General features: G+C 68.1%; 9 protein-coding genes. 3 read left to right on the top strand and 6 right to left on the bottom strand.

Annotated features, from left to right (window positions below; translation table 11 throughout):
- Positions 1 to 215: 215 nt before the first annotated feature.
- On the bottom strand, positions 216 to 2297 hold the full coding sequence (locus tag LuPra_RS07545) for a hypothetical protein (RefSeq protein WP_110170181.1): 2082 nt from the start codon (positions 2295 to 2297) through the stop codon (positions 216 to 218).
- Positions 2298 to 3032: 735 nt separating this feature from the next.
- Between LuPra_RS07545 and LuPra_RS07535 the strand changes: the two genes are divergently transcribed.
- Positions 3033 to 4256 carry a hypothetical protein gene (locus LuPra_RS07535; protein ID WP_234800778.1) on the top strand — a complete coding sequence of 408 codons (1224 nt, stop codon included), beginning with the start codon at positions 3033 to 3035 and terminating at the stop codon, positions 4254 to 4256.
- Between the two features lie 133 nt (positions 4257 to 4389).
- Here the strand turns inward: LuPra_RS07535 and LuPra_RS07530 are convergent, their stop codons facing one another.
- From LuPra_RS07530 to LuPra_RS07510, 5 genes are all read right to left on the bottom strand, one after another.
- Positions 4390 to 5748: a transposase gene (locus LuPra_RS07530; protein WP_234800548.1), complete on the bottom strand. Its 1359-nt coding sequence runs from the start codon at positions 5746 to 5748 to the stop codon at positions 4390 to 4392.
- 158 nt (positions 5749 to 5906) lie between these two features.
- Positions 5907 to 7115 carry an MFS transporter gene (locus LuPra_RS07525; RefSeq protein WP_110170179.1) on the bottom strand — a complete coding sequence of 403 codons (1209 nt, stop codon included), beginning with the start codon at positions 7113 to 7115 and terminating at the stop codon, positions 5907 to 5909.
- A gap of 3 nt (positions 7116 to 7118) precedes the next feature.
- Entirely contained in the window at positions 7119 to 7454 is a 336-nt protein-coding gene (locus tag LuPra_RS07520) for a Rieske (2Fe-2S) protein (protein WP_234800777.1), read from the bottom strand.
- Between the two features lie 8 nt (positions 7455 to 7462).
- Positions 7463 to 9925, bottom strand: a complete 2463-nt coding sequence (gene nirB / locus LuPra_RS07515; RefSeq protein ID WP_110170177.1) for a nitrite reductase large subunit NirB — start codon at positions 9923 to 9925, stop codon at positions 7463 to 7465.
- Entirely contained in the window at positions 9922 to 12048 is a 2127-nt protein-coding gene (locus LuPra_RS07510) for a molybdopterin oxidoreductase family protein (RefSeq protein ID WP_418001406.1), read from the bottom strand. Before LuPra_RS07510 ends, nirB begins: the two co-directional genes overlap by 4 nt.
- A gap of 651 nt (positions 12049 to 12699) precedes the next feature.
- Between LuPra_RS07510 and cobA the strand changes: the two genes are divergently transcribed.
- Positions 12700 to 13584 carry a uroporphyrinogen-III C-methyltransferase gene (gene cobA, locus LuPra_RS07505; protein ID WP_110170175.1) on the top strand — a complete coding sequence of 295 codons (885 nt, stop codon included), beginning with the start codon at positions 12700 to 12702 and terminating at the stop codon, positions 13582 to 13584.
- Positions 13581 to 15137, top strand: a complete 1557-nt coding sequence (locus tag LuPra_RS07500) for a sigma-54-dependent Fis family transcriptional regulator (RefSeq protein ID WP_110170174.1) — start codon at positions 13581 to 13583, stop codon at positions 15135 to 15137. Before cobA ends, LuPra_RS07500 begins: the two co-directional genes overlap by 4 nt.
- Position 15138: the final 1 nt, after the last annotated feature.

Below are 15138 nucleotides of genomic sequence, written 5' to 3'. Positions count from 1 at the left end.
CGTCGCCGGCGGTGCCTTGCTGTCGCGTGCCGGCAGTGCGCCGCTTTCCGCCCTTCCTCCTGGCTGCATCGTCCCTCCTGCCCAATGAACGACCGATCATCCCAGCGCGGATACGAGCACGGTTGACAACCATCGCCAGTGGGGCGCCGCCAAGCCGATGTGTCGCCGCGGCGTCGGGTCGAAGGCAGCACCAGTGTGGCGACCGTATGGCGTCACTACTGGCCGGCAATCTGCCGCAGCGGGTCGAGCACGCTGGTGAAATGGATGCCAATCTCGGGGAATACGGCCCCGAGCGCCGCCACGACCGGTAACACGACATAGACGGCAACGCCCCGGAGGAACGTGGCATTGAACTCCACGCGGCCGGGTCGAGTGTCGCGCAGCATGCTGATGACGAAGTCGCGCTCCACCGATACGAGGAGCCAGAGCGAGGTGGCCGCGGCAGCGATCAGGAACAGCATGTCGACGATGAGGAACGTGCTGCGGCCCTGGAACGTGTACAACAGGTGCCCGAGCACGAGCAGCCCTAGACTGGTGAGCGCATTCCCCATCGTGCACACGATTCGGCTCACCATGTCGCGCAGCATGAATGCGAGGTGCAACGCGATGAAGAGTTCGACATCGGTCACCTGGCACCGCGCGTCCGGGCGGCCGGTGACTGCCGCCGAAGCCGCCGCGCCGTGCGGCACCCACAGCGTTGCCCTGACCCTCGGCAACACCGACTCGACGACCTTCCACGACGCGCACCAGGTCTGGCTGACGGCAGCGGGCATCTTCGGCGACCTCGCGGCTTCGTCGCTGAAGATCTGCATGGCCGCGCGGGCGTCAGGCATCTGCGCGGCCCACTCCGTCGCGGCGAGACGCTGCAGCAATCGAATCACCGGCACCATGTGGCCGACGCGCACCGAGAAGAGCGAGACATTCCACGCGAGGTGCTTGTTGTGCACGGCCTTGGCCGCGGCAATGAACGGCTCGTGCTTGATTCGTCCCAGTGCCTCGCTCAGGTGGCGCCAGGACTCGATGGCCTGAATGAGTTGGACGAGCGCTCGCAGGAGAACCCCGAACGTCGCAAGCCACAGGAATTGCGAGAACGCCTTGCCATCCAGGCTGAAGCCATGCCATCTCAGGGCGACGTACAGGGCGATGGCGACGACGACGACGAACGACACGCGCCGGAGCGTCAGGCTGCGGAGCGGCGCATCGAGCGAGAACGCGAGCGATCGCAGGTTGGTGTCCTCGTCAGTGGCGGCCCCGAGCAGGTAGCGGAAGCACGGCGAGGTCTGTTCGTAGTGCTGATATCCGTCTGCCAGCAGCGTGCCGCGATTGCGGTCCCACAGAATTGGCACCAGCAGCGCGCAGCAGATGCAGAGGAGACCAGACACCGGAGAGACAATGCCGCCTGCCAGCAGCCGCTTGTACGTGATGGTCTGGAGTGCCGGCTGCGATGCGGTGACGTCGTTCAGCATCCAGGCCCCGAGGGCCACGGCAGCCCAGACGGTCGTGATGTACAGCAGAGCCCACAGTAGCAATGCGGCGACGTTGCGCAGGTCGTTGGCGTCGCCACCAGCCTTGCAGCGGCCGACAAGGCCTTTCGCGCTCTCCTTCAACGCCGGCACCGCGTCATGGCGAACCCGGTGAACCGCGTCGAACGCGACGACCAGTGAAAGGATGATCATGAGCCCCCAGGCTACGAGGGCAATCACGGTGGTCGCGAGTGAGGTTTCTCCGTACACTCTCGACAGCAGGATGAAGACCGCGCCGAACGTGAGCACGGACACGACCGCGCCAGCCTGGGCGACAGCGAACGCATGGGCCACGCCTGTCCATTTCGTTCCCGAAGGCGCAGCGAGGACGCCATAGTCGCGGCGGCCGGCGTCCGTCGCGATGCCGGACGACCTCGATTGGCGAGGCGCGAGCAGCGCCCGTATCGCAGAGACGATGAAGACGCCCACGAACAGCAGGCATGCGAGCAGGATCAGCCAGGTGGAGGCCGTGGCTCGGAGGCGCCGGCCAGTGTTGCCTGGGGCTGGCGCCACGCGGAGGGGCCAGAATGCGTCGCTGCCGATCACACTGAGCCACACCTGGTGTGATTCGGCCACCCTCGGATCTCGAGGGTCCGTGACGAGCGAGGTGCCCTGGACGCCGTCCGACGCGTTCTCGAGGCGTCGCAGCAGGTATTGAGTCGCCCTGAACACCCCGACCGCTTCCTGCCCGGCGAATGTCGTGCGAGCCGTGCCGACTGGTGGCTCGAGAATCGGTGCGAGCGGGTACGTCGAGGCCACCAGCGCACCGCGCATGAACGGCGCGTATTCGGGATGCAGGTAGAGAGCCTGGGCGCCGAACAGGACCAGTCACGACGTGATCGGCCAGCCATCCACTCTGCGAATCCACGTAGTCGGGAACGATCGCAATGGCGAACTTGACCGGCTCGGCGGCCGCCAACGCACTGATCAGCGCGACATTCGAGAGGCGGCGCTGGGACTCCCCGTCAGCGACGCGTGTCTGGTGAAGGGTACGATCGGTATCGGCAGCCGCCTGCGCGATCGGGACGTGCCGGTCGCTGGCGAGTTCGTCCTGCAACGTGATGGACAGCCGCGCGTCACTGGATCGAGCCGCCGACTGACCCATGGCCTCGGCGATGCTGAGGAGCACCGGCCGGACGTCTTCCAACGTGTCCTGATCCGGGGTCTCGGGCGCCGGTCGGACCGCGGCCGGCAGTGCCGCTCTGTTCTCGGTCACCGCCTCTGGAGGCGCCTGCGGCGAATACAACGCCAGCACCGTCGCGAGCGCCGCGATCGGCCAAACACTCTCGAGCGGACGCGTCAGGCTCTTCACCTTGCCTCCCGGACTTCGTGCGTGCGCAAGGCGCCCGCGCCACCAGGTAGCTTCGCCGACCGCAAGGCATGCGATCGCCGTAACGTGGAGTCGTAAGACAAGAACGCCGCAGTCGTCCCGGGCGGACAGGGAGGAGGCCCAGCGCGCTCAGCCGTATAATGACGGCCCGAACGCGGCCTGGGGATGAGGAGCAGCCGATGTGTCCGACGCCAACCGTTGACGGCAAGAGAAGGCTCGACGCGGGTTTTTCCAGCGCGCACGATTTCTCGCTGGTGCTCGGCGGGCCGCTCTATCAGTTGTTGCAGGCCACGCGCCTGAGCGGCGAGGCGCTCGACCTGCTCTGGCGCCGCATCCTCTTCATTTCGCTCCTGTGCTGGTTGCCGCTGTTCGTGCTGTCGGCCCTGCGCGGACGCGTGCTGGGCGACCCGTCCTCGGTCCCGTTCCTGCTCGACGTCGAGGTGCACATCCGCTTCCTGGTGGCGGTGCCGCTGCTGGTCGGCGCAGAGTTGCTGGTGCACCAGCGCATGCGCATGGTCCTGCAGCAGTTCCTCACCCGAAACCTGATCGGTGACGATACGAGACCCAGGTTCGATGCCGCAGTCGCATCTGCCATGCGGCTGCGTAATTCGGTCCTCGCCGAAGTGCTGCTCATCGCTTTCGTCTATGGCGTCGGTGTCCTCATCGTCTGGCGTCAGTACATGGCCCTGAACACGGCCACGTGGTTCACGGCAGCGGACGGCCCGGGCGGGCGACTCTCGCTGGCGGGTCTCTGGTATGGCTACGTGAGCATGCCCGTCTTCCAGTTCCTGCTGCTCCGCTGGTATTTCCGGGTGTCGATCTGGGCGCGGCTGCTCTGGCAAGTCTCTCGCATCGACCTCAAGCTCATGCCGACACACCCGGACCGTGTCGGTGGTCTCGCGTTCATTTCAGGAACGGCGTATGCCTTCGTACCGCTTGCCTTGGCACATGGCGCCGTGCTGGCGGGGTTCATTGCCAACCGCATCTTCCATCTCGGCGCGACGCTGCCCCAGTTCAAGATGGAAATCGGCGCGGTGGTCGCCTTCGTGGAATGCCTGGTCTTCGGTCCCCTGCTCGTGTTCGTCGTTCAGCTCTCACGCGCGAAGCGGACCGGCCTTCGCGAATACGGAGCGCTGGCCGCGCGTTACGTGCGGGAGTTCGACGACAAGTGGGTGCGAGGCAAGGCGACGACCGAAGACGAGTTGCTCGGCAGCGGCGACATCCAGTCACTCGCCGACCTCGGCAACAGCTTCGAGGTCGTGCGATCCATGCGGCTCGCCCCGATCACGCGGGACCCGATCATCCAGGTCGGTGTCGCCGCGCTCCTGCCACTGGCGCCGCTGCTGCTGACGATGATGCCGCTCGAGGAACTGCTGCGCAGGCTGTTCGGCATCATCTTCTGACGACACGCGTCGGAGTCCCGGCCACGCCGCCGATGTTCGCCTGCGGCGCGCGGCGGGTTCTCCGAACGCGGCCCTGCGCGGAAGGCCGGGCTCGGAGAGCCGGCCCTACCAGCCCGTGGCGCAAGTCACTGACTCACGCCGGTAGCGCACCGCCGAGGTCGTCGGTGGTGTAGGTCGACACGGGCACCGACAAGGGTGTGGTGCCCGGCAGGTCGGCCCAGCGCGGGGCGAGCAGGCCGAGATAGCGCGTGATGAGGCCCGTGAGCGCACCGAGGCGGCTCCGGAGGCCTCGCGGCGTGCCCCAGCCGGTCAGTTGTCGCAGGATCAGGCCAAGATTGAAGGCGCCCGCATGCACCAGGAGCCGCTTGAGGATGTTCTGATGCCCGCGCAGATGCGTGCGGCGCATCGCGCCGGTCTCGTAGAGGTGCGCGAACGAGCGTTCGACGTACTCGGCGCGCTGCCGGCGGAGTCGTCCGCCACGCGCGCCATGCAGGCGTCGGCGATTCGCGTAGACGAGCGCTTTCGCTTCGGGAAGGTCCCGCCATTGCCGGCGCCCGCGGTCCGGTTCGGCGATGTACGGACGGACGTCGAGCGCGTGCAGGTCGATGAGGGTCCGATTGCTGTGGTAGCCCTTGTCGGCGATCAGCTCCTCCAGCCGGTGCGGCGCGCCGGCCCGTTCCAATTGCTCCGTCGCGTCGACGACGGTCTCGATCACCGTGGTGGTGTCGCCGACGTCGGCGCCGTCCACGCGCACGGAGACGACCGCCCCGCTGTCGACATCGACGGCGTGCTCGGCCTTGTGCGCGAGGTGCGTCCGCCCGTTCTTCATCTTGGTGATCTTCGCGTCGGGATCGACCGGGTGCGTCCACTCCTGGTTGGAGCTCTTCTTCTTGCGACGCCGGTCGAAGCGCGCCAGGGCCTCCCGCGTGGGCGTCGTGATGCCGGAGGCCTCGGCGAGTTGCGTCAGGTAGGCCTGGTAGGTCTCGCCCGTGTCGCGCCGCACGATGCTGCGCATGGCGGCATTGGCCTCGAGTGTCGTCGCATCGACCGCCACGGTCTGGCCGCGCAGCAGCCCGTGCGCCACCAACTGCGTCTGCACCCACGTGAAGACGGCTCGATGGGTCTCGATGTCGATCAGCCGCCGCGTGCGGGAGATCGTCGAATGATCCGGCGTGCCGTCCTCGAGCCCCAGATGCAGGAAGCGACGGATGGCCAGCGAATCGGCGGCACGCCAGGCAATGCCGCGCTCGGAGCCGAGGCCCTCGAAGTACCCGAGCAGGAGCAGCCGGAAGTACCGACCCGGCGCCAGCCCAGGGCGTCCCATCACCGCCGCGTAGAACCGACGGCATTCCGCCTCGACGAACGCGTCGAAGCCGGCCGCGTCGAGCACTGTATTCAACCGCGCGTAGAACGGATGCCCAGGTGCCGTTGGCAGGTCCGACGTCGCGATCCACAGCAGCGGTTGTTCATCCTGGCGGGTGCCCATGGCCATGCGCAGCCAGTCTATCGAGCGCGATCGATCGTGTCGATCCCTCGGAACGACTCAGGAGATACTTTCACCACGGGCTGCTACCTGCCCCCTGCCTTCCTGTGTTCCTGTGTTCCTGTGTTCAGTAAAGCGTGTTGCCGAAACGATCGCCGACGTCGTCGTCAAGCCTCCTCGACGCTGCTGACCGGCGCCCGCCAGCCGACCCGCCAGCCGTCCTGGACGACCGCGAGCACCTGCAGGAGGGCAGCGACCACAGCAGCCCCAACGGCCATCACCGCGAAGGCCGCGCCAAACGATCCGGTGGTCTGTCGAGCGGCACCGAGCAGCGTCGGCAGGAGGAATCCGCCGACACCGCCAACGGCGCCGACAAGGCCAGTCGCCAGGCCGATGTCACGACCGAAGCGCAAGGGCACCAACTGGAACACGGCGCCGTTGCCGATCCCGAGGCACGCCATGCCGACCACCATGAGCGCGAGCATGCCTGGCCACTCCGGAAGTCGGGCGGCCAGCGCATAGACGAGCGCGACACCCGCCAGCGTGATGGCGAGGACGCGGACGCCGCCCAGGCGATCCGCAACGAGACCACCGAACGGCCGCGACAAGCTGCCGACGACGGCCGCCATCGCGGTGACCTGTCCGGCCACGATCGGTGTGGCGCCGTACTGATCCCGGAACAGGATCGGCAGGACGGCCGAGAGTCCCGCGTAGCCGCCGAACGTGACGGCATAGAACAGGCAGAAGAACCAGGCGTCACGTGCCGTGAACACGCGCGCCAGGGCCGCGGCGGAGGGCCGGGCCACGCCGGGCGCCTCGCGCGCAACGAGGAGGAATATCGTCAGCACCAGTGCCAGGGGGAGCATCGCGATGCCGAAGACCGCCGGCCAGCCCATGACCGCCGCGAGTCGCGGCGCCACCAGGTTGACTACGACAGTGCCGCTGTTGCCAGCGGCAGCCACGCCCATGACCAGTCCCTGACGCTCGGGCGGGTACCAGCGGCTCGCCAACGGCAATGCCACGGCGAACGACGCACCGGCAACGCCAGTCGCCGCGGCGACCAGGAACATCGTGGCGACGGTCGGCGGCAACAGCCAGCCGGCAAACAGCGGCAGGAACAGGAAGGCGAGCAGCGCTGCTCCCACGAGGCGCCCGCCGAGCCGATCGGCCAGCAGCCCCACCGGGATGCGCAGCAACGAGCCGGTGAGGATCGGCACCGCCACGAGCAACCCCTTGAGCGACGCCGACAGGTGCAAATCCTCGGCGATGAACACCGAGAGCGAGGCCGGCAACACCCAGAGCATGAAGCTCATGTCGAAGTGCAGCAGGCTGGCAATGAGCGTGGGCGTGTGGCCCGAACGGGATGGCTGGGTCATGGACTACTCGAGGTGCAGGTGAATGTCGCCGTAGGCATCGACGCTGACGCGATAGGTGCCGATCGGCGGACAGTCGTGCCCGATCGCGCATCCGGTCCGGAGATCGAAGCGGAAGCCGTGGAAGGGGCAGGTGACCGTGCCCGCGCCGACCAGACCGTCGGCGAGCGGTCCTTGCCGATGCGGGCAGAACGGGTCGGTGGCGTGGACGCCGCCGTCGCGCGCCCGGAACACCGCGAAACTGCGCTCACCGATCGTGAAGACGCGCCCTTCACCGAGCGGGATTTGCCAGAGCGAGCCGAGCGCGACACTGCGCGTCTTGACGAGTGCGGCCGTGGACACGGTTGCGCTCATCGCCGCCCGTCCCGTGCGAGGACGCCGACACCGACCACGTCGACGAACTGGGCCGGATGCACTGGCTTGTCGGCCTCGAGCCACGGATCGACGTAGGCATCGACGGCCGCCTGCATGCGTTCGTCCAGCGCTTCGGCGATACCCTCCTCGTCGTCCACCAGGACGCGCCTGATCGTCTCGATGCCGATCCGCTCGACGAAGTCATAGGTGCGCTCGAGGTACTTGCCGCGTTCGCGGTAGTACTGCATGAAGCGCCCGGTATGCTGCAGCACCTCCTCGTGCGTGTCCACGGTGACGAGCAGGTCGCCCTTGCGCACCCGCGAGCCGGCGGCGCCGCCGACGTAAATCTCCCAGCGTCCACCCTCGATCGCGACGGCGCCGATGTCCTTGGTCGTCGGCTCGGAACAGTTGCGTGGGCAGCCTGCCGTCGCCAGCTTCAGCTTGGCTGGCGACTCGATGCCCTGGAAGCGTCGCTCGATGGCGATGCCGAGCTTGGTGCTGTCGCCGACACCGAACCGGCAGAACTCCGTGCCGACGCAGGTCTTGCAGGTGCGGAATCCCTTCGTGTAAGCATGCCCTGACGGCATGCCGAGGTCCTTCCACACCATCGGCAGCTGCTCCTTGCGGATGCCGAGCAGGTCGATGCGCTGGCCGCCGGTGATCTTCACCATCGGCACCTGGTACTTGTCGGCGACATCGGCAATCCGCCGCAGTTCGGCCGCCGACGTCACGCCGCCGTAGATACGCGGCACGACGCTGAACGTCCGGTCCTTCTGGATGTTGGCGTGGACGCGATCGTTGATGAACCGCGCATCCCGTTCGTCGTCGTACTCGGCGCCCCAGATCGACTTGAGCAGTGACGCGAGTCCCGGCTTGCTGCCGGCGTCCTCGATGCCGCCGGCCAGCGACGCAAACACCGCCGACACGCTGCGCAGGCCGCGCGCGGTGATGGCCTCGGCGAGTTCCAGCTTGGGCAGCGGCACGCCGGGCACGTAGTAGTGAGCTGCCGGATCTTCTTCGAGGTCGCTTCCCGCTGCCAGTTCGACGACCGCCTGCACGAGCGTCGAACAGGATCCGCAGCCCGTGCCGGCGCGCGTGGCGCTGCACACCGCCTTCATCGTGCGGCAACCGCCCTGCACGGCCGCGATGATCTGCTGCTTGGAGACGCCGTTGCAGTTGCAGATCTGCGCATCGGCGGCAAGCGCCTGCACACCCTGGCCGACCGAGGCGCCGGCCGCGCGCGGAAAGAGCAACTCGGATCGGTCGGCGGGCAGCAGCGTTCCCCGGTCGAAGGCCTGGAGCAGCGCCGGCGCGATGCCGCCATCACCGAGGACGATGGCCCCGGCCAGGCGCCCGTCGCGGACGATGAGTTTCTTGTAGAGGCCGCGGGCCGGCTCGGAGTACGTCACCACTTCGTCGAGGTCCGGATCGGCATCGCGCTCGCCCATCACCGCGAGATCGACCTCCATGACCTTCAGCTTCGTGGACACCCGCGAGCCTTCGTACACGGCATCAGGCCTGGTGCCGCTGAGCCGCTCGGCGAGCACGCGGGCCTGGTCCCAGAGCGGCGCGACGAGCCCATACGTCAGGCCGCGATGCTCCGAGCATTCGCCGATCGCGTAGATGTGCGGATCGGATGTCGCCAGGTCGTCGCCGACGACGATGCCGCGGCGGACGTCGAGGCCAGCCTGCACCGCCAGCGACGTGTTGGGCCGGATGCCCGCCGACACCACCACGAGATCGCACTCGAGGCTGGTGCCGTCAGCAAAGCGCAGGCCCTCGACGGCGCCGTCGCCGATGGCACCCGTGGTCGCCGTCTCGAGGTGCAGGTGCACGCCCATCTCGCGGAGCGTGCGCTCGAGGACGCGTCCGGCGGCGCGATCGAGCTGGACCTCCATCAGGTGCGGCATCAGGTGCACCACGTGCACCTCGAGCCCGAGTTCGAGCAGGCCGCGGGCCGCCTCGAGTCCAAGCAGGCCGCCACCAATCACGGCGGCGCGGCGCGATCGCTTCGCGTGACGCACGATGTCGTGACAATCGTCGAGCGTGCGGAATGCGTACACGCCGGACGCGAGTCGCCCGTCGCTGCCGCGGAGGCCCTCGATCGGCGGGATGAAAGGCATGCTGCCTGTGGCGATGACGAGGTCGTCGTAGGGCAGGGCCAGATCGCCACCCGCGTAGACGCACTGCCGTTCGCGGTCGATGCGGGTCACCGGCGCGCCTGCGTGCAACGTCACCTTGTGCTCGACATACCAGTCGAGCGGGTTGATGAACACGTCCTGGGCGCGATGCGAGCCGGCCAGTACGCCCGACAGCAGGATCCGGTTGTAGTTGCCGTAGGGCTCGTCGCCGAGGATGGTGATGTCGATGCTGCGGGAGACATCCCGCCGCACGACTTCCTCGGCGAGGCGGGCACCCGCCATGCCGTTGCCGATGATGACCAGTCGCTGTGTGTTCATGATCGAGTGTCGAGAAGCACGGGGACTACGGCGACACCGCAGCCATCGTCCTGGTTGGCGCGCACGAGTTGCGCTGCGCGCATATCGGGGACACGGAGTTCGAGGCGGGCCGCGCACACCTTGAATTCCGGCATCTTGCTGGTCGGATCGAGTGCAGGGTTGGTCAGCAGGTTTGCCGACCCGAGGCCGCCCCAGTGGAAGGGCACGAAGATGGTGTCGACTCGTGCGGTCGCGGTGACGTGCACCTGCAGCGTCGCCTCGCCTCGTCGAGTCCTGACGGTGACGATGTCGCCGGCGTTGATGCCGTGCTGCGTGGCGGTCACCGGGTGTACTTCGACGCGCGGAACCGGCGCGCGGTCCACGAGCTCGCGGAGGCGACGAGTCTGCGTGCCCGACTGGTACTGCGCCAGCACGCGGCCGGTCGTGAGGTAGAGCGGGTACTCGCGATCGGGCGCCTCGGCCGGATCGGTCGGCGTCACGACGTGGAAGCGGGCGCAGCCATCCGGCGTCGGGAAGTCCGAGGCAAACAGGCGCGGTGTCCCAGGGTGGGCCTCGTCGGGACATGGCCAGTACAGAGCCTCGCCCGCGTCGAGGCGCGCATGGCTGATGCCGCGATAGTCGGCCGCGCCGCCTGCGCTGGCTCGCCCGAGCTCCTCGAACACCGCCGCGGCACTGTCAAACGCGAAGCCCTTGCTGTGTCCCAGGCGTGAGGCGAGCAGGTGCAGCACCTCGATGTCGGTGCGGACGCCAGCGGGCGGCGCGAAGACCCGGCGCCGGCGCAGCACACGGCCTTCGAGGTTGGTGATCGTGCCTTCCTCCTCGGCCCACATCGCGACTGGCAGCACGACGTCGGCCAGTGCCGCGGTCTCGGACACGAAGAAGTCGCACACCACGAGGAGGTCGAGCGCACGCAATCGCTTGCTGATGCGGCCGGCAGCCGGTGCCGAGACTGCCGGGTTCGACCCGACGACAAGGAGGCCGCGAGGGCCGTTGTCGGTGCCGAGCGCGTCGAGGAGTTCGAAGGCAGAGATGCCCGGTGGCGGCAGCGCGTCAGGATCGACGCCCCATACCGCCGCGACGTGTGCCCGTGCCTGCGGGTCGCGCAAGGAACGATAGCCGGGCAACTGATCGCTCTTCTGGCCGTGCTCGCGGCCGCCCTGGCCGTTGCCCTGCCCGGTGAGGCATCCAAAGCCACCGCCCCGCCGGCCCACCTGGCCGAGCGCGAGCGCGATGTTGATGAAGGCCAGCGTATTGGCCACGCCCTGCGCCTGCTGCTCGGCGCCTCGCGCCGTGAGCACTATCGCCGACCGCGATCGCCCGAGCAGGTGCGCCGCGCGGACGATGTCGGCCTCGGGCACGCCGGTGATGCGCTCCACGCGCCCGGGCCAGCACGCGGCCACCGCGCCGCGTACCGCCGCAAAGCCAATAGTGCGCTGCGCAATGTACGCCTCGTCCACCAGGCCATCGCGGATGAGGACGTGCAGCAACCCGTTGGCGAGCATGCCGTCGGTGCCGGGCACGAGCGGCAGGTGAAGTGTCGCCGCCGCGGCGGTGGGTGTGCGGCGGGGATCGACGACGATCAGGTGGCCGCCGGCGCGGCGCTGCGCGTCGAAGTACTGCATCGCCGGCGGCAGGGTCTCGGCGACGTTGCTGCCCACCAGGAGGATGGCTTCAGCCTCGGCGATGTCGGCAAGCGGAAACGGCAACCCTCGATCGATGCCGAACGCTGCGTTGGCGGCTGCCGCAGCCGACGCCATGCAGAAGCGGCCGTTGTAATCGATGTGACGAGTGCCGAGCGCCACACGTGCGAACTTCCCGAGCAGGTACGCCTTCTCGTTGGTGAGCGCGCCGCTGCCGAACACGCCAATCGCGTCCTTGCCATACCTGGCCTGCAGCGCACGGATGGCATCGGCGATGCGGTCGAGGGCCTCGTCCCAAGTGGCCGGTGCCAGCGCTCCCTCGGCGTTGCGGACCAGCGGCGACGTCAACCGGTCGGCATGCGCGAGCGCGCCAGCCGACGTCCAGCCCTTGATGCACAGCGCGCCACGGTTCACCGGAAAGTCGCCGTCGCCTGCAAGCTCCGGCGTGTCGGGTGTGCCGCCGATGAGCATGCCGCACTGCATGGCGCAGTACGGGCAATGGGCGCGGGTGGACGGTGGCGTCGGCACGTTGCCCAGTCGCCTGAGCAACACGCGTGCCGTCAGTGGTGGGGTTCCGCCTTCCCGGCGCTGCCGCAGCGAATCAGGTGTTATCGTGGGCATTCGCGCAGATCCTGGCGACGAGCGCGCTGCGCTGATACCAACCGCGTCCGGTAAGCGGCGCCTACGATCTCGTAGGACGACCGCGCGGACCGCTACGACATCGTGGGAAGGCGGGACCTGACGACGGACGCGGATCGCGGAGCCGCGATCGTATTTCGATCCGATTCCGTCGACCTGAAGATCGACGGCTACGTCCACTTCCCAGGTGCCAGCGCCGACCTTCAGGTCGGCGCTGACACGAGACGGTGTCGCCATCTTCCGAGAACACTCTCTGACAGCCCGACGCTGCTCTTTGGCGATTGCCGCCTTGCCGAATCCGCCCGATTCCGGTCCGCCATCCGCGATCCGCGAAGCTACAACCCCGTCGCCTCAATCACTGGAAGCTACGTTTACGTATGATCGCCACGAAAGCGTGTGCAGCGCGTTCTGCAGGATCTCGCCGGTTTCATTGGCGTTCGCGCTCACCCGGCCCATGGCCGACGTGCTGGCCACGACCTTGCTTGAGAACCAGGCATGTCAGCCCACATCGCCCCCGGCAGCCCGCGCCTGCATGGCGACCGTGCCCAGCGAGGCACGGTGTACCTGGTCGGCGCCGGTCCGGGCGACCCCGGCCTGCTGACGATCCGTGCCGCCGCGCTGCTCGATTCCTGCGACCTCGTCTTCCACGATCACCTCGTGAGTGAGGGCGTGCTTGCCCGCGCGTCACGAACGGCCGTACGCGTGGACGTCGGCAAGGTGGGGCACGGTCCCTCCGCCGATCAGATCGCGATCAGCGCGTCGCTGGTACAGGCCGCGCGTGCCGGGATGAGCGTCGTGCGGCTGAAGGGTGGCGACCCGTACCTGTTCGGACGCGGCGCCGAGGAGGCACTCGCGCTGGTCGAGGCCGGCGTCCCGTACGAGGTCGTCCCGGGTGTGAGCGCGCTGTCGGCCGTGCCGGCGCGCGCAGGCATTCCGTTGACACACCGCGGCATCGCGACGTCGGTCGGCGTCGTCGCGGGTGCCTGCGCCGGCGACGGACGGCTGTCCGAGGCCGTGAGCGGCGCAGCACAGGCCGACACGGTCGTGGCGTTCATGGCCCTGGCCAATCTCGAAGGACTCGTGCGCACGCTGGTCGCGTCAGGGCGTGCCGCCGACACGCCGGCGGCCGCGATCGCCAGTGGCACGACGGCCGACGAGACGACGGTGGTATCCACACTGGAGGGACTCGTGGCCGCGGTCCGCATAGCGCACCTGCCGGCGCCGGTGCTCGTGGTGGTCGGTCAGGTCGTCGCACTGCGGGACCAGCTTGTCGGCGACGCGCGCGTCGGCGCAGCCGCCGCGGTCCCGGCTGACCGCGGCAATGACGCGGATCGCGGCCAGCAAAACGATCCTACAGGAGTGTATGATCTGACCGAATGAGCCACAAGATTGTGGGAACGCTCGAAGCCTCCCGGGAAATCCGACGGCTCTCCACGCTGCTCGACATCAGCCAGGCGCTGTCGGGTACGCTCGACCTCCGCCAGGCATTCCACCAGGTCCTCGAGATCCTCGAGCGGCATCATCGCGTCGCGCGAGGCGCCGTGGTCATGCTCGACGAGGATGAGGGAGAACTGCGCGTCGCCGCGTCGGCGGGCCTGCCGGCGGCTGGTCAGCGGGCGCAGTATCGCGTCGGTGAGGGCATCACCGGTCGGGTCGTCGAGTCGGGCAAGCCGGTGCTCGTGCCGCAGGCGAGCCGCGAGCCGCTCTTCCTCAACCGTGCCGGCGCGCGTCGCGACCTCGCGCGCAACGAGGTGACGTTCGTCTGTGTGCCCCTCGTCGTCGCGAAGAAGACGATCGGTGCGCTCTGGCTCGACCTGCCCTTCAAGCGCGAGCGCGACTACGACCGTTCGCTCAAGTTCTATCGCCTCGTCGGCTCCCTGCTGTCGCAGTCGATCAAGATGCACGGGCTCGTCCAGGCCGAGAAGCAGCGGCTGGTTGCCGAGAACAGCCAGCTCCGCGAGGAATTGCAGGAGCGCTACGCCGTCCGCAACATCGTCGGCACGAGCGGCCCGATGCGCGAGGTGTTCGACCAGGTGGGGCAGGTGGCGCGGACCAACACGACCGTGTTGATCCGGGGTGAGTCAGGCACCGGCAAGGAACTGATTGCCCACGCCATCCACTACAACTCGCCGCGGGCCCGCAAGGCGTTCATCAAGGTGAACTGCGCGGCGCTGCCCGACACGCTGATCGAGTCGGAGCTGTTCGGGTACGAGAAGGGCGCGTTCACGGGAGCGCAGGATCGCAAGAAGGGCCGCTTCGAGCTCGCCGAGGGCGGCACGCTCTTTCTCGACGAAATCGGCGACCTGAACCCGCAGACGCAGGTGAAGCTGCTGCGCGTCCTGCAGGAGCGCGAGTTCGAGCGGCTGGGCGGGACGACGACGATCAAGACCAACGTGCGGCTGATCGTCGCGACGCACCGGGATCTCGAGAAGGCGATCGCGGAGAGCACGTTCCGCGAGGACCTCTACTACCGGCTCAACGTCTTCACGATCTTCGCGCCGCCGCTGCGCGAGCGGAAGGCCGACGTCATGCTGCTCGCCGATCACTTCCTCGAGAAGTACTCGGCCGACCACGGCAACCGCATCAAGCGCATCTCGACACCGGCCATCGACATGCTGGTGAGCTATCACTGGCCGGGCAACGTTCGCGAGCTCGAGAACACCATCGAGCGCGCCGTGCTGGTGTGCGATGGCAGCGTGATTCATGCCCACCACCTGCCGCCGACGCTGCAGACGGCCGAGGCGTCGGGCACCGTGCCGCGGATGTCGCTCACCGAGGCGGTCGAGTCCTACGAGAAGGACATGCTGCAGGACGCGCTCAAGACCACCCGCGGCAACGGCGCCAAGGCCGCCAAGCTGCTCAACACCACCGAGCGTGTCCTGCACTACAAGGTGCAGAAGTACGACATCAGGCTGGAGCGTTTCCGGGGCTGAG

The organism is Luteitalea pratensis, assembly GCF_001618865.1.
GTDB classification, from domain to species: Bacteria; Acidobacteriota; Vicinamibacteria; order Vicinamibacterales; family Vicinamibacteraceae; genus Luteitalea; species Luteitalea pratensis.
Note: the sequence above shows the minus strand (reverse complement) of the source record. Positions and strands in the feature narration are given on the sequence as shown.

Excerpts from the sequence above, each read along its gene's own strand:
- LuPra_RS07510 (WP_418001406.1), bottom strand. The coding sequence starts at position 12,048 with ATGCAGTGCGGCATGCTCATCGGCGGCACACCCGACACGCCGGAGCTT.
- LuPra_RS07535 (WP_234800778.1), top strand. The coding sequence starts at position 3,033 with ATGTGTCCGACGCCAACCGTTGACGGCAAGAGAAGGCTCGACGCGGGT.
- cobA (WP_110170175.1), top strand. The coding sequence starts at position 12,700 with ATGTCAGCCCACATCGCCCCCGGCAGCCCGCGCCTGCATGGCGACCGT.
- LuPra_RS07530 (WP_234800548.1), bottom strand. The coding sequence starts at position 5,748 with ATGGCCATGGGCACCCGCCAGGATGAACAACCGCTGCTGTGGATCGCG.
- LuPra_RS07525 (WP_110170179.1), bottom strand. The coding sequence starts at position 7,115 with ATGACCCAGCCATCCCGTTCGGGCCACACGCCCACGCTCATTGCCAGC.
- LuPra_RS07545 (WP_110170181.1), bottom strand. The coding sequence starts at position 2,297 with ATGCGCGGTGCGCTGGTGGCCTCGACGTACCCGCTCGCACCGATTCTC.
- nirB (WP_110170177.1), bottom strand. The coding sequence starts at position 9,925 with ATGAACACACAGCGACTGGTCATCATCGGCAACGGCATGGCGGGTGCC.
- LuPra_RS07500 (WP_110170174.1), top strand. The coding sequence starts at position 13,581 with ATGAGCCACAAGATTGTGGGAACGCTCGAAGCCTCCCGGGAAATCCGA.